The 21,366-nt window shown below is 71.6% G+C and carries 15 protein-coding genes; 9 read left to right on the forward strand and 6 right to left on the reverse strand.

Annotated features, from left to right (window positions below; all coding sequences use genetic code 11):
• Positions 1 to 30: 30 nt before the first annotated feature.
• The 3 genes from ADL03_RS22500 to ADL03_RS22510 all read right to left on the reverse strand — a co-directional run bounded on the left by ADL03_RS22500 (position 31) and on the right by ADL03_RS22510 (position 5,272).
• A complete protein-coding gene (locus ADL03_RS22500; protein ID WP_053735487.1) occupies positions 31 to 2,811 on the reverse strand; it encodes an AAA domain-containing protein in 2,781 nt (926 codons plus the stop codon).
• Between the two features lie 117 nt (positions 2,812 to 2,928).
• Positions 2,929 to 3,867 carry an RNA polymerase sigma factor RpoD/SigA gene (locus ADL03_RS22505; protein WP_053735488.1) on the reverse strand — a complete coding sequence of 313 codons (939 nt, stop codon included), beginning with the start codon at positions 3,865 to 3,867 and terminating at the stop codon, positions 2,929 to 2,931.
• A gap of 121 nt (positions 3,868 to 3,988) precedes the next feature.
• A complete protein-coding gene (locus tag ADL03_RS22510; RefSeq protein ID WP_053735489.1) occupies positions 3,989 to 5,272 on the reverse strand; it encodes a hemolysin family protein in 1,284 nt (427 codons plus the stop codon).
• 91 nt (positions 5,273 to 5,363) lie between these two features.
• Between ADL03_RS22510 and ADL03_RS22515 the strand changes: the two genes are divergently transcribed.
• From ADL03_RS22515 to ADL03_RS22530, 4 genes are all read left to right on the forward strand, one after another.
• Positions 5,364 to 5,753: an ATP-binding protein gene (locus tag ADL03_RS22515; protein WP_053735490.1), complete on the forward strand. Its 390-nt coding sequence runs from the start codon at positions 5,364 to 5,366 to the stop codon at positions 5,751 to 5,753.
• Positions 5,754 to 5,845: 92 nt separating this feature from the next.
• Complete coding sequence (locus ADL03_RS47280; protein ID WP_063798672.1) at positions 5,846 to 6,586, forward strand: hypothetical protein; 741 nt, start codon at positions 5,846 to 5,848, stop codon at positions 6,584 to 6,586.
• Between the two features lie 10 nt (positions 6,587 to 6,596).
• Positions 6,597 to 7,664, forward strand: a complete 1,068-nt coding sequence (locus tag ADL03_RS22525) for a sensor histidine kinase (RefSeq protein ID WP_197288554.1) — start codon at positions 6,597 to 6,599, stop codon at positions 7,662 to 7,664.
• Positions 7,661 to 8,266: a DNA-binding response regulator gene (locus ADL03_RS22530; RefSeq protein ID WP_053735493.1), complete on the forward strand. Its 606-nt coding sequence runs from the start codon at positions 7,661 to 7,663 to the stop codon at positions 8,264 to 8,266. Before ADL03_RS22525 ends, ADL03_RS22530 begins: the two co-directional genes overlap by 4 nt.
• On the opposite strand, the gene ADL03_RS22535 is transcribed toward ADL03_RS22530, so the two are convergent.
• Together ADL03_RS22535 and ADL03_RS22540 are read right to left on the reverse strand one after the other, a co-directional pair.
• Positions 8,263 to 9,345 (reverse strand): oxygenase MpaB family protein, encoded by a 1,083-nt coding sequence (locus tag ADL03_RS22535; RefSeq protein WP_197288555.1) that lies wholly within the window; start codon positions 9,343 to 9,345, stop codon positions 8,263 to 8,265. The genes ADL03_RS22530 and ADL03_RS22535 overlap by 4 nt on opposite strands.
• A gap of 77 nt (positions 9,346 to 9,422) precedes the next feature.
• Positions 9,423 to 10,067 carry a GntR family transcriptional regulator gene (locus ADL03_RS22540; RefSeq protein WP_053735494.1) on the reverse strand — a complete coding sequence of 215 codons (645 nt, stop codon included), beginning with the start codon at positions 10,065 to 10,067 and terminating at the stop codon, positions 9,423 to 9,425.
• Positions 10,068 to 10,164: 97 nt separating this feature from the next.
• Between ADL03_RS22540 and ADL03_RS22545 the strand changes: the two genes are divergently transcribed.
• On the forward strand, positions 10,165 to 10,578 hold the full coding sequence (locus ADL03_RS22545) for a VOC family protein (protein WP_231642125.1): 414 nt from the start codon (positions 10,165 to 10,167) through the stop codon (positions 10,576 to 10,578).
• Between the two features lie 103 nt (positions 10,579 to 10,681).
• Positions 10,682 to 11,929 (forward strand): cytochrome P450, encoded by a 1,248-nt coding sequence (locus ADL03_RS22550; RefSeq protein ID WP_053735495.1) that lies wholly within the window; start codon positions 10,682 to 10,684, stop codon positions 11,927 to 11,929.
• Here the strand turns inward: ADL03_RS22550 and ADL03_RS22555 are convergent.
• Complete coding sequence (locus tag ADL03_RS22555) at positions 11,913 to 12,509, reverse strand: TetR/AcrR family transcriptional regulator (RefSeq protein WP_053735496.1); 597 nt, start codon at positions 12,507 to 12,509, stop codon at positions 11,913 to 11,915. The genes ADL03_RS22550 and ADL03_RS22555 overlap by 17 nt on opposite strands.
• A 218-nt stretch (positions 12,510 to 12,727) precedes the next feature.
• Here ADL03_RS22555 and ADL03_RS22560 point away from each other — a divergent pair, with 218 nt between their 5' ends.
• The 3 genes from ADL03_RS22560 to ADL03_RS22570 all read left to right on the forward strand — a co-directional run bounded on the left by ADL03_RS22560 (position 12,728) and on the right by ADL03_RS22570 (position 21,320).
• Complete coding sequence (locus ADL03_RS22560) at positions 12,728 to 15,823, forward strand: S8 family peptidase (protein WP_053735497.1); 3,096 nt, start codon at positions 12,728 to 12,730, stop codon at positions 15,821 to 15,823.
• 107 nt (positions 15,824 to 15,930) lie between these two features.
• Entirely contained in the window at positions 15,931 to 17,301 is a 1,371-nt protein-coding gene (locus ADL03_RS22565) for a S9 family peptidase (protein ID WP_053735498.1), read from the forward strand.
• A 212-nt stretch (positions 17,302 to 17,513) separates the two neighbouring features.
• Positions 17,514 to 21,320: a discoidin domain-containing protein gene (locus ADL03_RS22570; RefSeq protein WP_082373379.1), complete on the forward strand. Its 3,807-nt coding sequence runs from the start codon at positions 17,514 to 17,516 to the stop codon at positions 21,318 to 21,320.
• The last annotated feature ends 46 nt before the right edge of the window (positions 21,321 to 21,366 follow it).

The raw sequence follows: 21,366 nt of genomic DNA on the forward strand, positions 1-21,366 counted from the left end.
TCCCACAAGCCATGATCGACCTGGCCGTCCTCACGCTCCGGCTTCGCAGACGGGCCCCAGTTCCTGCACCAGTTCGACCGCCGCCCGCGCCGGATCGTGGCCGAAGCGGCTGCCGAACGCGTCGTGCACGCGCCACCCCGCGTGGGTGAGCGCACGCCAGCGAGCGAGATGTGCCGGTGCCCCTTCGGGATGCGGGCGCGTCTCCACCGCCACGGCGTGCTCTTTCGCGCCGACGACGAGGTCGACGCGCCACTGCCCGACCGGATGTCCCGTGCGGACGGTGGCGCCCGCGGTCCGCAGCTCCTGGGCCAGCCGTGCGGTCCAGTCGTCGTCCGGTTCGGTGCCCTCGGTCTCGGTCGGCGGCAGCTCGGCGTGCCTGAGGTACTCGCCGACCAGGCCCGGCGGCTGCCGCACCGAGGTGATGACGTGCACGAGCTTGCGGGCGCGCGTGGTCAGCACGGCGAGCAGGTTGCGGTCGTTCACGAACCGCCACCCGGCCGGTTTCCCGTCCGCGGTCAGGCTGATCACGACCTCGTCGAACTCGCTGCCCTGCACGTCGTGCACGGTGCCGACCCGCACGCCGCCGGAGGTGATCTCGTCGAGCGACAGCTCGTTCAGCACCGCCTCCTCCAGCTCGTCGGCCTGCGCGCGGAACGGCGTGACCACGCCGATCGACCGCACCCCGGCCGCGACGCGCTTGCGCAGGTGCGCGAGGACCGCGTCGACCTCGGCCTGGTTCACGCCCTTCGCGTCGCGCTCGCCGGCCACGTGCTCGGTGTCGATGCAGTCGACGTCCGCGATCGCCGGGTGTGTGGTGAGCAGGGCGATCCTGCCCTCGTAGAACCGGGTGGCGGCGAAGCCGATCAGGTGCGGCGCGCACCGGTGGTGCTCGTCGAGCCAGTGCACGCCCGCCGCGGCGGCACCGGCGTCGAACAGGCTCACCTTCGGCACGTCGAGCCGGTCGCGCAGGTCCGCGGTGCCCTCCGCGTCGACCGCCGCCTGCACGGTCTGGTCGCTGACGAACGACACGTGCCGCAGCTGCCGCGGGTCCCCGCCGATGACGGCGGACCGGCCGCGCAGCAACGCCGGTCCGGCGAGCGGCTGGTCGACGTGGCTGGCCTCGTCGATGACGACCAGGTCGAACATGCCCGGCACGGGCGGCAGGATGTCCTCGACGTCGGCGAGCGTGCCGACCCACAGCGGCAACGCCGACACCAGGTGCCTGCTGTCGATCTCCGCGAGCCCCCGCCTGCGGGCCGCGCGGCCGGAGCGCAGCGCCGTCGCCAGCGCCGCGACCGCCCTGGCCGCGCCGTCACCCCTGCGGCCGACGGCGTACTCCCCGAGGTAGCCGGCGGTGGCCGCACGGCCGCGTGCGTCGAGTTCGGCGAGCAACGGGCGCAGCTCGGCGAACGTCGTGCCCTCCCGTGCCGCGACCCGCACCGCCGCGGCGGTCTGCTCGGCCGCCTCGACCGCGGCTTTCAGGTCCTCTGTGGACACTTGACCCGCACCGGTCAGCCGCCGTGCCCTGGACAGCGCGCGGTTCGTGCGGAACCCGCCCAGGAACCCGGTGCGCGGCGTCAGCAACCCGTACAACTCAACGAAGTCCGTGTCCGCCTCGAACGCTTTCGGTGCCACGGAACGATGTCCGGCCATCAGTGCGTTGTGCTTGCGTGCCTGTGCTGCCAGTTCCTCGTCCACGAGCGCGTTCGTGACGGCCCGCTCGACGCGCACGATCGCCGCGTCGGCCTCCCGCCGCTCGCGGTCGAGCGACTCGACCCGGTCCGGCTTGCCGAACGTGGCGGACAGCCCGTCGCCGAGTTCCCGGGCCATCGCCTGGCGCAGCTCGGAGTCGCCGAACAGCACCGGCACCGGCCCGCCCGCCTTGCGCAGCGCGGCACCGAGCACGTCGGCGGCGTTGCGCGTGCGGCTGGCCAGCAGCACCGACTTCCCCGCCGCCACCGCGTCCAGCGCGAGCGCGGCGAGCGTGTGCGTCTTGCCGGCCCCCGGCGGCCCGCCGACGACGGTGATCCGCGCCCGCCGGGCGTGCTCGACCGCCTGCTGCTGGCTGTGGCTGAGCGGCAGCACCGGCCTGACCGGCTCGTACCGGTCCACGACGGCGTCCCCGCCCCCGTAGAGCGCCGCGAACGCCGTCTCCTCGATGCCCTCCTTCGCCGCCCAGGCGTACAGCGCCGCACCGTGCTCGGTGCTGACCACCGGCTCACCGGCGTGCAGCCCCGCGCCCACGGCCACGACGAGCTCACTGCCCGAGATCAGCGTCGCGGGAGGCTCGTGCACCACCGGCACGTCGCGGAACCCGGCCGCCGCCAGCGTCGCCGTGATCCACTGCTCGGTCGGCGCGAGCGCGACCTCCCGTTCGGCGGCCTTGGCCTGGTCCTCGATCAACGGGAACACGGCGGTGTCACCGGCCACGTGGAAGGCGCAGTTGGACCTGAGCCCTTGGTGCAGCCGCACCGGCCGCGAGACCAGCGGCAGGCACACCCGCCGCCGCTGCCCGCCGATCTGCGCCGGACCGGTGAGGAACGCCCAGCTCACCCGCAGCAGCCGGTCCTCCTGGTGCAGGGCGTCGTACGCGGCGAGCCGCCGGACCTGCTCCTGCGCCTGTTTCGGCACGGTCCAGGTGATCGGCGTCCACCTCTCACCCGTCTGCACCGCCGTGATCGCCCGCCACGCCGCCTCGTGGTCGCCCAGCCAGAGCAGGCCGGCCGACTTGCGGAGGTCGAGCTGGGACTTCTGCGGCTGCTCGGCGGCACTGAGCCGGGCCAGGGTGCGCAGGACGGCGGGCACGTTCACGCGCACATCGTGCCATCGCGAGGATGGCACGATGTGCGCGTTGGCCGGCAGACCGGTCGACGGACCGGTCGGCCGACGACCTGCGACTTCCGTCGGGTTCGCGTCGCGTCACGCGGCTCAGCCGGCGAGCGCGAACAGCTCCTCCGGCCGGCCGGAGGACTTGAGCACGGCGATCGACTGCTTCTCCAGCTGGCGGATCCGCTCGCGGGTCAGCCCGAGCTCGTCGGCGACCTCCTGGAGCGTCCGCTCACGGCCGTCCTCCAGGCCGAAGCGCAGCCGCATGATCCGGCCCTGGCGTTCGGGCAGGACCTCCAGCAGGGACCGCACGCCCTCCACGAACTCCTGCTGCTCCACCAGGTCCGGCGCCGAGACGCCGTCGGAGTCCTGGATCAGGTCGCCCAGCACCGAGTCGCCCTCGGAGCCGACCGGCGTCTCCAGCGACACGCACGTGCGGGCCGCGTCGCGCAGGTCCTGCACGCGCTGCGGCGACACCTTGGCGTGCGCGGCGATCTCCTCCACGGTGGCCTCACGGCCGAACTCCGCGGAGAGCTTCTGCCCGACGCGGTTGAGCTTGTTGACCTCTTCCACGACGTGCACCGGCAGGCGGACGGTACGGGTCTGGTCGGCCAGACCGCGTTCGATCGCCTGGCGGATCCACCACATCGCGTAGGTGGAGAACTTGTAGCCCTTGGCGTAGTCGAACTTCTCGACCGCGCGGATCAGGCCGAGGTTGCCCTCCTGCACGACGTCCAGGAACGGCAGGCCGCGGAACGAGTGCTTCTTCGCGACCGACACGACCAGGCGCAGGTTCGCGCGGATCATGTGGTCCTTGGCGCGCTCACCCTCGGCCACCAGCCGCCGCAGCAGCCGCTTGTCGCGGGTGGTGTCGCCGGAGCTCAGCAACTGCTCGGCATAAAGGCCGACCTCGATCGCCTTCGCGAGCACGACCTCTTCCGAGGCGCTGAGCAGCGGCGTGCCGCCCACGTCGCGCAGGTACTGGCCGACCAGGTCCGCGTCCTGCTGTCCGGACGCGCGGTTCTTCAGTTCTGCAGGCATGACAGATCCCCCGTTTCCGATTGGCAGGTGGTTCGCGGGCCTCGCGTGCTCGTGTCGGGACGAGCTCGCCGTCTTCCGCTCCAGCGGCGGTCACGAACACCGCCGCCCCTGGTGTAACGGTTCAGACCGCCAGGTCATTCCGCGGTTTCGCCTGTGACCTCAACCTCACCCGCGTGATCGCGTGGTGTTCCACGCGCCTGACCTCGATGCGCCATCCCGAGACGTGCACCACGTCACCGGGCTCCTCCGGGATCCTCCCGAGGAGCACCAGCACAAGACCCGCGATCGTCGCGTAGTCGCCGTCCGGTGCGTCCGGCAGCTCCACCCCGACGTCAACGAGGTCGTGCACCGGAAAAGTTCCCGGCAGGACGATCGAGCCGTCCGCCTCCTTGCGGACGTCCGCTACGTCCCGGTCCGTCTCGTCGTAGATCTCACCGACGACCTCCTCGAGCAGGTCTTCCAGGGCCACGATGCCGCCGATCGCGCCGTGCTCGTCCACCACGAGCGCGAGCTGTTCGCGCTCGGCCTTCATGCGGCGCAACGCGACGGTGACGCGCAGCGAGTCCGGCAGCATCACCGCGGGCCGGGCGACGTCCTTCAACGCCGCCGTGTCCTCCAGCACATCGCGCAGGTGCACGATGCCGATCACGTCGTCCAGGTGCCCGTCACGAACCACCGGGGCCCGTGAGTGGCCGGACTGGGCCAGGGTTTCCCGTGCCGCGGGGATGGTCAAACTCGCATCGAGCACAACGACCTGCCGGCGGGGCACCAGCACCTCGCGCAGCCGCCGGTCGTGGATCTCCAGCGCACCCGTCATGATCTCGCGTTGTTCCGGGTTCAGGTGCTTCTGGACGGCGACGAGCTCACGCAGTTCATCGGCGGACATCTGTTCCTCGTCGGCGTTCGGATCGCCGCCGAACACCCGCACGACGAGGTCGGTCGACTTGCTGAGCAGCCACACCGCCGGACGTGAGATGGCCGACAGCACGTCCAGCGGCCGCGCGATGATCTTCGACCAGCGCACCGCGTACTGCATGGCCAGCCGCTTGGGCGCGAGCTCGCCGAACACCAGCGTGAAGAACGTCAGCACGACCGTGACCAGCGCGATCGCCACGCCGTCCGCCCAGCTGCCGAGGAACTCCAGTGCGGGCACCAGCGGCTGTGCGAGCGACACCGCCGCGGTCGCCGACGCCAGAAAGCCCGACAGCGTGATGCCGATCTGGATGGTCGCGAAGAACCTGTTCGGATCACGTGCGAGCCGCACGAGCGTGTGGTGCCCATCGCGCTCCAGCGACCGCAGCTGACCTTCACGCAGCGACACCAACGCCATCTCGCTGCCGGCGAAAGCCGCGTTGAGCAACACCAGCACCCCGACCAGCGCGAGGTCGAACCCGAACCCGTCCATGCGTTTGGGTTAGCACCCGCGGTGGTATTTCGCGACCTGACGGCCGTCTTGAGCATCCAGGAGGCCAGTGGCGTGAACGGGGTGGATCGAGATGGACGCTCCCGAGGTGCTCCGCACCTCAGCGCGATATCCCTTGCCCGACTCCGACCCGGATCTGGCGGAACTGCGCTCATGGGCAGCGACGTTGCTGCACGACGTGTCGGAGGACATCCGGCTCGACGTGCTGCTCGTGTGCACTGAACTGGCAAGCAACGCGTACGAACACGCAGACGGGCCACGGACCGTGCGGCTGGCACGTGTGGCCGAGATCATTCGAATCGAAGTCGATGACGGCACACCCGCCACGCTTCCTCAGCTCGGGGTGTCGCGGATCTCCGACTCGCGTGGCCGTGGTCTCGTCCTGGTCGCGCACCTCTCCCGGTGCTGGGGCACCCGCGAGGCCGCTGACGGCAAGACGGTGTGGGCGGAGATCAGCGCTTAGCCCGACCGCATGGTTCGGCCGTGCGTTTCGCACGGAGAAGTCGTGACATCGCGCGGATGGATGTTGCCGGGCGTCGGTTCGACGCTCAACGCATGACAACGACGACAACTCCCGCGTTCCGGCCGTTGGTGCGGCACGGCCTCGAAATGCTCGCGGCGATGCTGCTGGGGATGGCCCTCCTGGGACCGCTCTGGGCGCCGGACTCGATCGAGCTCACCGCCCTGTGGATGACGGTCTCGATGTCCGTGCCGATGGCGCTGTGGATGCGCTACCGCGGTCACGGGCGTGTGGTGGAGATGTGCGCCGCGATGGCGGTGCCGTACCTCGTGCTGCTCGTGCCGCACTGGCTCGGTGTGGTGGACCGCGGCACCGTGCTCATGGGCGCGCACGTGCTGATGGTGCCGGCGATGATCGTTGTGCTGGTCCGCTACCGCCACGAGCACGGTGCCGCCTCCGCGAACCCGGTTCTCCGGTTCGCAGGCGACCGCTGGCCGGCGGCGGTCGCTCTGGCGCTGTCGTTCGACTTCTGGCACGCGGCGTTCGTGCCGCCCGTGTGGACGCTGCTGGCCTGCCAGTCCGCCTACCTGGTCTGGGGCCGCCGGGCGCCCCGCGTGCAGCTGCTCGTGTTCGGCCTCTACGCGGTGCTCGCCGCCGTGGTCACCACCGCGTCGGCGGAGGTGGGTGTACTGCTGATCGCTGCCGGGTGGGGTGCGCACGCGGTCTGGGACCTCGTGCACCACGTCCGCAACGCCGTCGTGCCCCGCTGGTGGTCGGAGTTCTGCGGCGTGTTCGACCTGGTCGTAGCGGTCACGATCCTGATCGCGTGGCTCTAGGCTGATGGCGGTGAACGATCTTCCGCACACCGCGCTGCGCGGCACGCTGCACGCGCTGTGGCTGGGTTCGCTCGTCGTGCCGCTGGTCGCGGTGCTGCGGGAGCCCTCGGCGTCGCGCTGGCTGGGCGTGGTCGGCCTGGTGCTGCTGGCCGCGGCGTACGAGGTGGCGTTGCGGAACGGGAAGTTCTGGATCTCCGGTGTGGCCACGCTCGTCTCGATCCCGCTGGTCGCGCCGGTCGGCCCGGCCGAGCTGCACCCGTGGGCGTGGATCGGCGGGATCGCGGCCGGGTTCGCGCCGCTGCTGCTCACCGGGGTGTGGCGGTGGCTGACGGCGCTCGGGGCGGTGGTGCTCGCGGGAGCCGTCGGGTTCTTCGCGGACCGCGAGCCCACGACCCACCTGGTGATCGCCGCCGCCGTCGGCGCGACGATCCTCGCGACGGCCGGGCTGCCGGTGTGGTTCGCCGGGCTGCTGGAGCAGGCGCGGGCCGGTCGCGAGGCGCGGGCGGAGCTGGCGGTGAGCGAGGAACGGCTGCGGTTCGCCCGTGACGTGCACGACCTGCTCGGGCACCGGCTGACCGTGATCGCGCTCAAGGCCGAGCTGGCCGGCCGGCTGGCCGCGACCGACCCGGAGCGGTCGGCGGCCGAGGCGTTCGAGGCGCAACGGCTGGCCTCCTCCGCGCTGAGCGAGGTGCGCGACGCCGTGGACGGTTACCGTGCGGTCGACCTGGCCGAGCAGCTCGACGCGGTGCGCGACGTGCTGCGGGAGGCCGGGATCCGCTGCACCGTCACGGCGGTGCCGGTGGCGGGTGACGGCGCCACGCAGCTCGCGCTGGCGCTACGGGAGGCCTGCACCAACGTGTTGCGGCACAGCAGGGCGACGTGGTGCATGATCGACCTCGCCGAGCGGGACGGGGAGGTGCGGATGACGGTCACGAACGACGGTGTCGACCCGGCCGCGCCTGGCCGTCAGGGCAACGGTCTGCGCGGCATGGGCGAACGGCTGGCCGCGCACGGCGGCCGCGTGTCGGCGGACCGCTCGGACGGCACCCACACGCTGCGGGTCGTGGTGCCCACGTGATCAGGGTCCTGCTGGCCGACGACGAGGAGCTCATCCGCGACGCACTGGCGGCGCTGCTGGAGCTCGAACCGGACCTGTCGGTGGTGGCCCGCGCCGGTGACGGCCGGGCCGCCGTGGACGCCGCGCTGGCCCACCGCCCCGACGTCGCCGTGGTGGACCTCCAGATGCCGGAGCTGGACGGCCTGGAGGTCACCGCGGAGCTCGCCCGCGTGCTGCCGTCGTGCGCGGTGGTGGTCCTCACCGGCCGCGGCCGCCCGCCGCACCTGCAACAGGCCCTGCACGCGGGCGCGAAGGGCTTCCTGCCCAAGGGATCACCGGGCGGGCAGCTCGCCGACGTGATCCGGCGCGTGCACTCCGGCTCCCGCTGGGTCGATCCCGCGCTGGCCGCCGACGCGCTCGCCGCTCCCCCGTGCCCGCTGACGCAACGGGAGCTGGAAGTCTTGCGGCTCACCGAGTTCGGCACACCGGTGGCCCAGATCGCGGCCCGCACGTCGTTGTCGGCAGGAACGGTCCGCAACCACCTGTCGGCGGCGATGGCGAAGCTGGGCGTGGCGAGCCGCACCGAGGCGTTCCGGCTGGCGCGGGAGCACGGCTGGCTCTAGTGCCGCAGGCAGGCGGGCACGCTCAGGGTCGTGGACTGGCCGTTGGTCAACGTGCGCACGCTCGCGCCGAGCAGCAGCGTGCCGGCCTTGTCCAGCACGGCGCGGGCGACCCTGTTGCGGTCCTCGCCCCGTTCCAGCACCCGCATGACCCGTTCGCCGGTCCGCACGGCCCTGGTCCAGCCCTTCGAGCGCGGGACCTCCAGCCAGTCGGCCACCTCCTCGTCGACGACCTGGCGCACCATCGCCGCCACGACGCCGTCGAAAGCCTTGCCGGGGATGAACTTCTCGTACAGCGCGATGAGGTTCCTGGTCAGCTCGATGCCCTCGGCCGACGGCGCGTAGGAGGCGCGCACCATCGTGGCGCTGAGCTCCTCGGCCTCGGCGTACGACTCCGGCATGACGTCCGCGCGGATGCCGAGCACCGCGCCCGCGACCCGCCACACGTGGTAGTAGTCCTCGGCCTCGACCTCGGTCACGGAGATCCCGATGCGCCGCATGCCGTCGACGACCTGCACCGAGAAGATCAGCAACGCGCCCAGCAGGTCCTGCTGGCACACCGGCACGCCGTCGGTCGCGCTGTCCCACTCCGGTGAACGCGTCACGAAGTACCGCACGGCCGCGTGGATCAACCGGGTCTTCTGGATCGTCGGCACGAACCCGCCACCGCCGCCGAAGGCACCCGGCGCCATCATGTCCAGCACGAACTGCGAGGTCTCGCTCAGCCTGCGGTGCGGCTGGTTCAGCCGGTGCGTGAGCGCGAGCACCTTGGACGGCCGCGGCTGCGCGTAGCAGTTGACCATCGCGCCGAAGCTCAGCACCGACGCCACGTGCACGCCGTCGTCGAGGAAGAACTCGTGCGCGCGGGCGACCCGGCCCGCGTCCATCCACTCCGGCGGGTTGTCGGTCTCGTGCAGGAAGGTCCGCACGGACTCGGGGAGGTTCTCCGGGATCGGGGTGTCGTTGCCGCGGAACTCCGCCAGCACCCGGTTCACCTCACCGGTCCGGTCGCCGGCCACCAGGTCCGCGATCACCGCGTCGGCCAACGGGTCGCCCTCGTACATCAACGCGTTCAGATCCACCGCCCGAGCGTAGGGGCGTTCATCCACCCGTCGGCCTCACCATCACCCGCTCGGTCCAGTGTTTCCACGCGATGGAGCTAGTGACCCGAGGCCAGGACGTCGAAGGCGTGCTGACGGTGGGCCGCGAAGAGCCGCAACGCCCCCTCGACGTCCCCGTCCCGCAACGCGTCCGCCAGCGCGCGGTGCTCCGACCGCACCAGCTCCAGGTACCCGTGCGTGCTGACCGCGACGCGGGTCAGCAGGAACAGGTGCACCTGCGACCGGATCGCCTCCCACGCCTGCACCAGCCGCGAGTGGCCGGCGGCGGCGTACACCGCGTCGTGGAACTCGATGTCGAGCCGCACCATCTCGTGCGGGGTGCGGGCGTGCTCCATCGCCTCGGCCGCCCGCTCGATCGCGGTCAGGTCGCCGGCGCCGTCGACCACAAGACGCACCGCCAGCACCTCAAGGGCCCCGCGCAGGCTGTCGAGCTCGGCCACGTCCTGCGCGGACAGCTCCGCCACCGTGGCGCCGCGGTGCCAGCCGGTGCGCACGAGTCCCTCGCGTTCCAGCTGCTGCAACGCCTCGCGCACCGGCCCCCGGCTGACCTCCAGCGCCTGGGACAGCTCGACCTCGCGCAACGGGCTGCCCGGCGGGTACCGGCCGTCGAAGATCGCCGCGCGGACGGTGTCCGCGACCTCGTTGCTCAGTCCCCGCCTGCGGGCAGGCTCCAACGTCGCCATGCCGCTGATGTTAACAAGCGCAATGTTAACAAGCGCACATTCCGTCAGCCTGCAGCGTCGTCCTAATGTCAACATTAAGACAACCGAAGGGACACCCGTGAGCATCCCCCGCTTCCACCTCGCGATGCCCGTCGACGACCTCGCCGCCGCCCGCGCGTTCTACGGCGACGTCCTCGGCCTCGAACAGGGCCGCAGCTCCGACACGTGGATCGACTGGAACCTGCACGGCCACCAGTTCGTCACGCACCTCGCCCCGCGGATCGAGCGCGCGCACAACCCGGTCGACGGCCACGACGTGCCGGTCCCGCACTTCGGCCTGCTCCTGAGCACCGACGAGTTCCACGCCCTCGCCGCGAGACTCAAGGAGGCCGGCACGCGGTTCGTCATCGAGCCCTACCTGCGCTTCGCGGGCCAGCCCGGCGAGCAGTGGACGATGTTCCTGCTGGACCCGGCGGGCAACGCGCTGGAGTTCAAGGCGTTCGCCGACGACGCGCAGGTGTTCGCCACGTAAAGATGACCCAAAAATCTTGCACGATGCGCAAGTTTCGGTAGCGTGGAGGTGACACCGAGCGACGACCCCGTGACCACGCGGGGTCGAGGACGGGAGCGCTTCCATGACCACGGCAGAGCGGCAACGCAGCGCACAGGAGCTGCTCCGGCCCCAGTTGCCCGCGGAGCTGATCCAGCGCGGCCGGTGCCCGTTCGATCCGGCGAAGGGGCTGCTGGAGCTGAGCGGGCAGGGGCCGGTGCACCGGGTCGAGCACGGCGGGGAGTCGCTGTGGCTCGTCACCGGCCACGACGAGGCGCGGGCGGTGCTGGCCGACGCGCGGATGAGTGCCGACCGGTTCGACAACCCGCGGGTGCGGGCCAGGATGTCACCGGAGCTGTTCGCGGAGATGTTCCCGCCGGAGCGCCGCGCCGGGTCGTTCATCTCGATGGACGCGCCCGAGCACACGCGGTACCGGCGGATGCTGACCGGCCAGTTCACCGTGCGGCGGATGCGGCAGCTGGAGCCGCGCGTGCACGAGATCGTCACGCAGCAGCTGGACGCGATGATCGCCGCCGGGCCGCCGTCGGACCTGGTGCACGACTTCGCGCTGCCGGTGCCGTCACTGGTGATCTGCGAGCTGCTCGGCGTCGACTACGGCGACCGCGACGAGTTCCAGCGCAACACCTCGAAGCTGCTCAGCCTGAAGGCCACGATCGAGGAGCAGATCGAGGTCGGCACCGAGCTGCGCCGGTTCATGCGGGGCCTGGTGCGCGCCAAGAAGAGCCAGCCGACCGACGACCTGCTCTCCGGCCTGGTGACCGACACCGACCTCACCGAGAACGAGCTGATCGGCATCGCGAACCTGCTGCTGATCGCGGGCCACGAGACGACCGCGAACATGCTGGCGCTGGGCACGTTCGCGCTGCTCGAACACCCGGACCAGCTGGAGCTGCTGCGCGCGCACCCCGAGTTCACCGAGAACGCGGTCGAGGAGCTGCTGCGCTACCTCTCGATCATCGCGTTCGGCGTGCCGCGGTTCGCGAAGGAGGAGGTGGCGCTGGGCGGCGTCACGATCCCCGAGGGCGCGACGGTCCTGGTCGCTGTGCCCGCGGTCAACCGCGACCCCGGCCAGTACCCGGACCCCCACGAGCTGCGCGTCGACCGGCCGCGCGGGCACCACCTGGCGTTCGGGCACGGTATCCACCAGTGCCTGGGCCAGCAGCTGGCGCGCGTGGAGATGATCGTCGGGTTCACCGAGCTGCTGCGCAGGCTGCCCGGCCTGAAGCTCGCCGTGCCCGCGAACGAGGTGCCGCTGCGCACCGACATGGCGATCTACGGCGTGCACGCGCTCCCGGTCAGCTGGGACGCGTGAGCCCGGTGCCGAGCTGGTCGATCCACCGGTCGACCAGCTCGGCACCGGTCCACCGCCGGGTGGCCTCCGGCGAGTCGAGCCACCACTGCACCACCGCCCGCAGCGACGACGTGATCACCGACGCCGCCGTCACGGGGTACGGGTCGGCGCTCGGGTCCAGGCCGGTCCGCTCGGCGATCACCGCCGTCAGCTCCTGCTCGCGCGTGGCGTAGGCGGCCAGGACGTGCGGCAGCAGCGCCGGCGCCCGGCGCAGCTCCCTGAGCTGCCGCAACCGGTCCAGGTCCACGTGCTCGGGGAACGTCGACTGCACGGCCTCCCGCAGCGCCGTCAGCAGCGCCTCCTCGGCCGGCCGCGCCGCGAACGCGCGCACGAACGCCTCCGCCGTCGCCGAGTCACCGGCGACCACGGCCTCCTCTTTGGACGAGAAGTAGTTGAAGAACGTCCGCAGCGACACCCCGGCCGCCCGCGCGATCTGCTCCACGGTCACGCCGTCCAGGCCGTGCTCGACGCACAGGCTCCGCGCGGCGTCCCCCAACGCCTCCCGTGTCGCCGCCTTCTTGCGCTCCCGCAGGCCAGTCATGCCAGACACCCTAGAGGCTGCGGCCCGCCGGGACCGTGCACAGCCACCTGCCGAGACGGTGGAACCGGCAACCGGCAGCGGCCTGCCGAGACGGTTGCCGTCAACACCCGGCGCGGTGTCAAAATTGGTCTGGACCGGAAGCCGTCCGACCCCTTGTCCCCACGTGAACACCTCACTACGGTCCGTGAGATCGCTCTCACAGACCCACGGAGGACCGGGTGCGCGTAGTCGGAGTCGTCGTACTGGCCGGTGCGCTGCTCACCGCCGGCCAGGCCACCGCCTCGCCCCCGCGGCCTCCGCAGGCGGCCACCGCCGCGCCCGTCACGTTGATCACCGGCGACCAGGTGCTGCCGGACCGGCGGGCCGTGCGGCCCGCACCCGGCCGTGAGCACGTCCTGTTCACCTCCTACACCGCGCAGGGGCACGAGTTCGTGGTGCCGGACGACGCGATGCCGTTCATCGCCGGCGGCCACCTCGACGAGCGGCTGTTCGACGTCACCGAGCTCGCGGGCTACGGCGGAGCGCTGCCGGTGATCGTCACCTACCCGGAGGGCACCGTCGCTGCCCAGTCCGGTCTGTGGCTGCCGAGCGTCAACGGTGTCGCGTTCGACGCCGCCAGGACGCCGGTCGCCGGCCTGACCGCGAGCAGCACCTTCAGCCTGTCCGGTGTGCGGAAGGTCTGGCTGGACGCGCGGCGTCAGGCCACATTGGACAGGAGCGTCAAGCAGATCGGCGCCCCCGCGGCGCACGCCGCCGGCTACACCGGGTCGGGCACGACGGTCGCGGTGCTCGACACCGGTGTCGACCAATCGCACCCGGACCTCGCCGACCGCGAGATCGCCGAGCAGAACTTCAGCGGCTCACCGGATGCCGGTGACCACTACGGCCACGGCACGCACGTCGCGAGCATCATCGCGGGCACCGGCGCCAAGTCGGGCGGCAGGTACCGCGGGGTCGCACCGGACGCGCGGATCCTCGACGTGAAGGTGCTGGGCGACAACGGTTCCGGCCAGGACAGCCAGATCATCGCCGGCATGGAGTGGGCCGTCGAGCAGGGCGCCCAGGTCGTCAACATGAGTCTCGGCGGCTTCGACACCCCCGAGGTCGACCCGCTGGAGGAGGCCGTCGACCGGCTCACCGCCCAGAAGGGCACGCTGTTCGTGGTGGCGGCCGGCAACAGCGGCCCCGGCGCCGGCACGCTGGGCTCCCCCGGCACGGCGGACGCCGCCCTCACCGTCGGCGCCGTCGACGACCAGGACCGGATCGCCGAGTTCTCCGGCCGCGGCCCGTCGAAGGCCGGCACGCTGAAGCCGGACCTCACCGCACCGGGCGTCGGCATCGTCGCCGCGCTGCACGGCGACGGCCGCATCGGCGCCCCCGTAGAACCCGGCTACACCAGCCTCGACGGCACCTCGATGGCCACCCCGCACGTCGCGGGCGCCGCGGCGTTGCTCCGCCAGCAGCACCCCGGCCTGACCGGCGCCGAGCTCAAGGCCCGGCTGACCGGCAGCACCACGCCGACCGCGGGCCTCACGCCGTTCGACCAGGGCTCCGGCCGCGTCGACGTCGCCAAGGTCATCGCACAGAACGTCACCGGCGCGCCGGGCAGCATCGGCTTCGGCCGGCACCGCTGGCCGCACACCGGCACGCCCGCGCTGAGCAAGGAGATCACCTACACCAACGCGGGCACCGAACCGGTCACGCTCGACCTCACCACCGACACCACCGGCGCCGTCTTCTCCGTGTCCCCCGCCAGGCTGACGATCCCGGCGAAGGGCACCGCCACGGCCACCGTCACCGCGGACATCGCGAAGCAGCCCGCGGGTGGCGTGGTCGGCGGCGCGGTCGTGGCCTCCGGCGTCCGCACGGCCGTCGTCGTGGACCTGGAGAGGGAGAGCTACGACGTCACGGTGAACGCCATCGACCGCACCGGCGCCAAGCCCGGCTACCTCAGCGCGTTCCTGGTCGACGTCGACACCGGCGCCCGCTCGTGGCCGGACCCCGTCACCGGCATCGCCCGCGTCGAGAAGGGCCGCTACCTGCTCAACGGCAGCGTCCTGGGCTCGGCGGAGTGGACGCACGACTCGTTCAGCTACCCGGACCTGACCGTCACCGGCCCGATGACCATCGACCTCGACGCGCGCAAGGCCAGGCCCGTCCAGGTGAAGCCGCCGGTGGACGCCCGGCTCAGCCTGCTGCAGACCGGTTTCGAGCGGGTCCACAACGGCACGAGCTACGCCATCGGCAACTTCTCCGTCGGCGGCTCGATCGGCCACCTCGGTCTCGCCCACCTCGGCCCGGACTCGCCGGAGGTCACCGGCCAGGTCGCGACGTTCTGGACGGCGGGCCCCGACTTCTACGGCCTGGCCTGGTACCGCGCGGGCAGTACGTTCACCGGCCTCACCAGGACCGTGGATGCCGAGGGCCTCGCGACCGTGCAGGTCGACCTGCCACCGTTGAAGGACGGCCGGACCGCGTCCATCGGCCACACCGTCGCCCCGCGCGGCCGCGCGGCGTGGACGTACGGCTCGCTGGACGACCTCGTGCCCGGTCAGCGCACCGAGTACTACGGCGGCGAGGGCGCGGACTGGTCACGCCGCCTCAACCTGTTCGGCCAGAACGGCCTCATCGGCTCCCTCGACGGCCCGCTGAAGCACTACCGCCCCGGCAGGCAGTACTGGGAACCGGTCAACCGGGCCGTGTTCGGCCCGGCCCTGCCCGCGACGCGCGACCTGCCGCACTCCTTCCGCACCGGCGACCTGATGCGCGTCTCGATCCCGCTGTTCGGCGACAGCGCGGGCAACGCCGGCTACAGCCCGGTCACCTCGGCCCGCACCACCGTGTGGCGCGGCACGACCAAGGCCGTGGAGACCACCGACGCCGGCTGGGCCCTGTTCGACACCGAGCCGGGCACCGCGGACTACCGCGTGGTCACGGAGGCGGTCCGCGACAACACCTTGAGCACCAAGGTCTCCGGCACGTGGACGTTCCGCTCGGGCACCACCGCGACGCAGACCGCCCTGCCGCTGTCCGTCGTCCGCTTCACCCCGCAGCTCGACGACGACGGCACCGCACCCGCCGGCCGCGCGTGGGGCGTGCCGGTCTCCACGCAGTCGCAGACCGGCGACGTCCGGGTCACGTCCGTGGAGGTGTCGTACGACCAGGGCACCTCCTGGCGCTCGACGCCGGTGCACGGCAACCGGCTGCTGCTCGCCCACCCGCAGAACGCGAAGTCGGTGTCGTTGCGCGCACGGGCGGCCGGCAGCGGGCAGACCGTCGAGCAGACCATCATCAACGCCTACCTGCTGCGGTAGGCACCCGAACCGGCCCGCGTGTTCCGCACCCCACGAGGCGAAGGGGCACGCGGGCCTCCCTCCTCCCCACCGCTCTCTGGTCAACTGGAGAAGGGAGAGGGGCCGGCATGCGCGAACTGACCGACGAGATGGTCGCCGACTGGACCACTCCGCGCCCGGCGTCCGGCGCCCCGGACCACGGCCTGGTCCCCGGCCGCCACGTCGCGAGCGCCGCCGACGTCGCCCGGCACCCCGACGGCCGCCGAGCCGTCATCACCTGGTCGTCCCCGGAGATCGACCCCGGCCTGCTCAACCCGGCGCTGCACGTCGTGGCCCCGGACGGCACCGTCACCGACCTCGGCCCGGCCCCCGCCGACGCCCGCACGCCGGTGTGGTGGGGCGACCGGATCGTCTACCTGGCGCTCACCCCGCCGCACCTGCAGGGCGGGATGGCGGTGTTCGACCAGGACCACCGCAACCTCACCGAGGGCATGCCCGCCTGCCCGACCGACCTCGTGCAGACCGGCGGCGCACCCGTCGTGGTGGTCGCGACCGGGCTCGACACCGAGTTCCACCTCCTCGGCGAGGGCGCGTTCGCCCGCGTCACCGGCTCCCACCGCCCCGACCGCCGCGCTCCCCTCACCGACGTCCCGCTGGGCCACCAGGAACGCCTGCGCTACCGCGCTCCCGACGGCCTGGACCTCGACGGCCTCCTGGTGCTGCCGGTGGGCCGGACCCGCGCCGACGGCCCGTTCCCGCTCATCACGCTCGTCCACGGCGGTCCCTACGACCGCTGGGCCGACGACTTCCAGCTGAGCTGGGTCCCGTCCGCGCAATGGCTGGCGCAGCAGGGTTTCGCGTCCTTCCTGCCCAACCCCAGGGGTGGGCTCGGCCGCGGTCACGCGTTCGCCGCGGCCGTCGCCGGACGCGTCGGCCAGGAGGAGTGGCACGACATCGAGACCGGCATCGACCTCCTGGTCGCGCACGGCGTCGCGGACCCGGACCGGCTCGGCATCTCCGGCTGGAGCCACGGCGGGTTCATGGCGGCGTGGGCGGTGACGCGGACGGACCGGTTCCGGGCGGCGTTCGTCGGGGCGGGCATCTCCGACTGGCCGAAGCAGATCGCTCACGGCGAGTGCGGCGCGTTCGAGGCGGCGCTCGGGGACAGCGCGGAGCACAGTCCGATCACCTTCGCGGACCGGATCACGACGCCGCTGCTGATCGTCCACGGCGCCGCCGACACGAACGTCCCGGTCGAGCAGGCCGAGCTGCTGCACGCCGCGGTCGCGCACTCCGAGCTCGTCGTCTACCCCGGTGAGGGGCACGCGATCACCCAGCGCGCGAACAAGATCGATCTGCTGGACCGAGCCAGGAGGTTCTTCGCCACCCTCCACGACTTGCGCAAGCCTTGCGCAACACCCGCAACGACACCGCAAACCGGCGCAAGCGGGCGGATCGACACACCACCAGTTTCCTGGCAACGTTCGGACACGAACTGAAGCCACCCGACTTCACACCGTGGCTGGTGGTCGAGCCGACAGCCGTCGCCGACCCACCCGAACACCTGAACCGGGACCCGTCTTTCCTGTTCAGAGCGCTCTGTCGCAAATTTGCGCAATCACGTCGACATATTGCGGTAATCTGCTGGGCACTTCTACGGTGAGGCGCGCCACACCCCCTCGCGTCCCCACCGAGAAGGGCCCAGCACGCCATGTCATCGTCGACACGCGCTCGCTCCCTGCTAGCCCCGTTAGCCGCAGTCGCCCTCACCGCCGCGGCGCTCGTCATCGCTCCCGCCGCGCACGCCGCACCGGTCAGCCTCGACCTGCCGGAGGCGACCAGGATCGACCAGGTCACGCTCACCGCCGCCCGCAACGGCACGGAGACGTTCGCCGTGCAGACGAGCCTGGACGGCAGAGGCTGGTCCACGCTCGTCGCGGAACAGCCGCACACCTTCCGCGGCGGCAGGGTGACGTTCCAGGTCGACCCCACGCTCGTCCGCCACGTCCGCGCCACGAGGACCACCGCGAAGCTGGCCGTGCAGGAGGCGCAGGCCGGTGCGAAGCTCCAGGCGAGCCTCACCGCCAGCAGCGTCAACCAGGGCTACGGGCCCGGCAACGCGGGTGACGGCGACCAGTCGACGTACTGGGAGAGCGCCAACAACGCCTTCCCGCAGTGGCTCCAGGCCGACCTCGGTGCCGCCACCAAGGCCGACCGGGTCGTGCTGAAGCTGCCCGCTGCGAACTGGGGCCCCCGCACCCAGACCCTCGCCGTGCAGGGCAGCACGGACGGCACGAACTTCACGGACCTGGTGGCAGCGCGCGGCTACGAGTTCAACCCGGCCGCCGGCAACACCGTCACCATCGACTTCACCGCGGCCACCACGCGGTACGTGCGGCTGCGGATCACCGCGAACACCGGCTGGCCCGCGGGTCAGATCGGCGAGTTCGAGGTGCACGGCCCCACGACGGGTGACACGCAGGCGCCGACCGCACCGGCCAACCTCGCGCTCACCCAGCCGCAGGCCGGCCAGATCCGGCTCACCTGGAGCGCGAGCACCGACAACGTGGGCGTCACCGGCTACGACGTCTTCGCCAACGGCTCGCTGCGCACCACGGTCACCGGCACCACCTACACCGACACCCAGCCCGACGGCCTGCGCGTGACCTACCACGTGGTGGCGAAGGACGCGGCCGGGAACCGGTCCCCCGCGAGCGGCTCCGTGACCAGGGAGGGCGCCGCCGGCGAGAACCTGGCCCAGGGCAAGCCGGTCACGGCCAGCAGCACCGTGCACAACTTCGTCGCGGCCAACGCCAACGACGGCAACCTCACCACCTACTGGGAGTCCGGCGGCCTGCCCGGCACGCTGACCGTCCAGCTGGGGTCGAACGCCGACCTCAGCTCGGTCGTGGTCAAGCTCAACCCCGACTCCGCCTGGGGCGCCCGCACGCAGAACGTCGAGGTCCTCGGCCGCGAGCAGAACGCCACCGGGTTCACGAGCCTCGTCGCCGGTCGCGACTACCGCTGGGACCCGGCGAGCGGCAACAGCGTCACCATCGGGGTGAGCGCCCGCGTCGCCGACGTGCAGCTGCGGTTCACGTCCAACACCGGTGCGCCCGGCGCGCAGGTGGCGGAGGTCCAGGTGTTCGGTTCCCCTGCCCCGAACCCCGACCTCACCGTCACCGGCACGTCGTTCACGCCGGCCGCTCCCGTCGAGACCGACCAGATCACGGTGACCGCCACCGTCCGCAACGCGGGCACCGCAGCCAGCGCCGCGACCGACGTGACGTTCTTCCTCGGCACCACCGCCGTGGGCACCGCGCAGGTCGGCGCGCTCGCGGCCGGCGCGCAGGCGACCGTCGGCACCGCGGTCGCGGCCCGTCCCGCGGGCTCCTACCAGTACACGGCGAAGGTCGACGAGACGAAGAAGGTCGCCGAGCAGAACGAGACCAACAACGCCCGCCTGCACCCGGACGCACTCGTGGTCACCCCGGTGCCGAGCTCCGACCTGGTCGCCGTGCCGTCCTGGTCGCCCAGCAACCCCGGCAGCGGCCAGAGCACCACGTTCACCGTCGCGATCAAGAACCAGGGCACGGTCGCCAGTGCCGCGGGCGCGCACGGCATCACGGTCACGATCCTGAGCAACGGCCAGACCGTCCGCACGTTCACCGGCAGCCACACCGGCACGATCAACGCGGGCGCCACCACCGCCGCGGTCACCCTCGGCACGTGGGCGGCGGCGGACGGCCGGTACACGATCCGCACCACGATCGCGGCCGACGGCAACGAGATCCCGGCCAAGCAGGGCAACAACACCGGCGAGCAGTCGCTGTTCGTGGGCCGCGGCGCGAGCGTGCCGTGGCAGCACGTCGAGGCCGAGGACGCCGTCACCGCCGGTGGCGCGCAGGTGCTGAGCCCCAACCGCACGATCGGCGACCTCGCGGGTGAGGCGTCCGGCCGCCGCGCGGTCACGCTCACCGGCACCGGTCAGTCGGTCGAGTTCACGACCGGCGCCCCGACCAACACCCTGGTCACCCGCTTCTCCATCCCGGACAGCGCCGGCGGCGGCGGCATCACCGCGACCCTCAACGTCTACGTCAACGGCCAGTTCCACAAGACCATCGACCTGACGTCGAAGTACACCTGGCTCTACGGCAACGAGGCCGAGCCGGGCAACTCTCCGGGAGCAGGCGGCCCGCGGCACATCTACGACGAGGCGAACGTGCTGCTCAACTCCACGTTCCCGGCGGGCACGAAGATCAAGCTGCAGAAGGACGCGGCCAACACCACGAACTACGCGATCGACTTCGTGAACTTCGAACAGGCGACGGCCGCCGGGAACCCCGACGCCGCGCGCTACGCCGTACCCGCCGGGTTCTCCCACCAGGACGTGCAGAACGCGCTCGACCGCGTCCGGATGGACACCACCGGCACCCTCATCGGCGTCTACCTGCCCGCCGGCACCTACCAGACGGCGCAGAAGTTCCAGGTTTACGGCAAGGCCGTCCGGGTCGTCGGCGCCGGCCCCTGGTTCACCCGGTTCCAGGCACCGGCGACGCAGGAGAACACCGACATCGGCTTCAGCGCGCAGTCGTCCGCGAACGGGTCGACGTTCAGCGGGTTCGCCGTGTTCGGCAACTACACCGCGCGCATCAACGGACCGGGCAAGGTGTTCGACCTCGCCGGCGTGCAGAACATGACCATCGAGAACATCTGGGTCGAGCACATGATGTGCCTGTTCTGGGGAAACAACGTCGACAACAACGTCATCCGCGACAGCCGCATCCGCGACATGTACGCCGACGGCCTCAACATGACCAACGGGTCGGCGGGCAACCGGGTCGCGAACATCGAGGCCCGCTCGACCGGTGACGACGCGTTCGCGTTGTTCGCCGCCACCGACAACGGCGGCAGCGGCCAGCAGAACAACGTCTTCGAGAACCTGTCGGTGCTCACGCCGTGGCGCGCGGCCGGTCTCGCGGTCTACGGCGGCAAGCTCAACACCTTCCGCAACATCTACGTCGCCGACACGCTCACGTACTCCGCGGTGACGATCAGCTCGCTCGACTTCGGTTACCCGATGGAGGACTTCGGCCCGGAGCCGACGACGTTCAGCGGCCTCACCCTGGTCCGCTCCGGCGGCCACTTCTGGGGCGCGCAGACGTTCGGCGCGATCTGGATGTTCTCCGCCTCCAAGAAGTTCACCGGGATCCGGGTGAGCGACGTGGAGATCGTCGACCCGACCTACAGCGGGATCATGTTCCAGACCAAGTACAACGGCGCCGCCGAGAACGTCTTCCAGGACACCGTGCTGTCCAACGTGAGCATCTCGGGTGCGCGCAAGAGCGGTGACGCGTTCGACGCGAAGTCCGGATTCGGCCTGTGGGCCAACGAGATGCCGGAGCCGAACCAGGGCCCCGCGGTCGGCGAGGTCACGTTCAACGGCCTGCGGTTCAGCAACAACTTCCAGGACATCAGGAACACCACGACCACCTTCAAGATCATCATCAACAACTGATCCCCTGCCGCGGAGGAAAACCCCGTGAAGAACACGTTATTGAGGC

The organism is Nocardia sp. NRRL S-836 (assembly GCF_001279525.1).
Taxonomy (GTDB): Bacteria; Actinomycetota; Actinomycetes; order Mycobacteriales; family Pseudonocardiaceae; genus Lentzea.

Excerpts from the sequence above, each read along its gene's own strand:
- ADL03_RS22505 (WP_053735488.1), bottom strand. The coding sequence starts at position 3,867 with ATGCCTGCAGAACTGAAGAACCGCGCGTCCGGACAGCAGGACGCGGAC.
- ADL03_RS22510 (WP_053735489.1), bottom strand. The coding sequence starts at position 5,272 with ATGGACGGGTTCGGGTTCGACCTCGCGCTGGTCGGGGTGCTGGTGTTG.
- ADL03_RS22515 (WP_053735490.1), top strand. The coding sequence starts at position 5,364 with ATGGACGCTCCCGAGGTGCTCCGCACCTCAGCGCGATATCCCTTGCCC.
- ADL03_RS47280 (WP_063798672.1), top strand. The coding sequence starts at position 5,846 with ATGACAACGACGACAACTCCCGCGTTCCGGCCGTTGGTGCGGCACGGC.
- ADL03_RS22540 (WP_053735494.1), bottom strand. The coding sequence starts at position 10,067 with ATGGCGACGTTGGAGCCTGCCCGCAGGCGGGGACTGAGCAACGAGGTC.
- ADL03_RS22550 (WP_053735495.1), top strand. The coding sequence starts at position 10,682 with ATGACCACGGCAGAGCGGCAACGCAGCGCACAGGAGCTGCTCCGGCCC.
- ADL03_RS22555 (WP_053735496.1), bottom strand. The coding sequence starts at position 12,509 with ATGACTGGCCTGCGGGAGCGCAAGAAGGCGGCGACACGGGAGGCGTTG.
- ADL03_RS22565 (WP_053735498.1), top strand. The coding sequence starts at position 15,931 with ATGCGCGAACTGACCGACGAGATGGTCGCCGACTGGACCACTCCGCGC.
- ADL03_RS22570 (WP_082373379.1), top strand. The coding sequence starts at position 17,514 with ATGTCATCGTCGACACGCGCTCGCTCCCTGCTAGCCCCGTTAGCCGCA.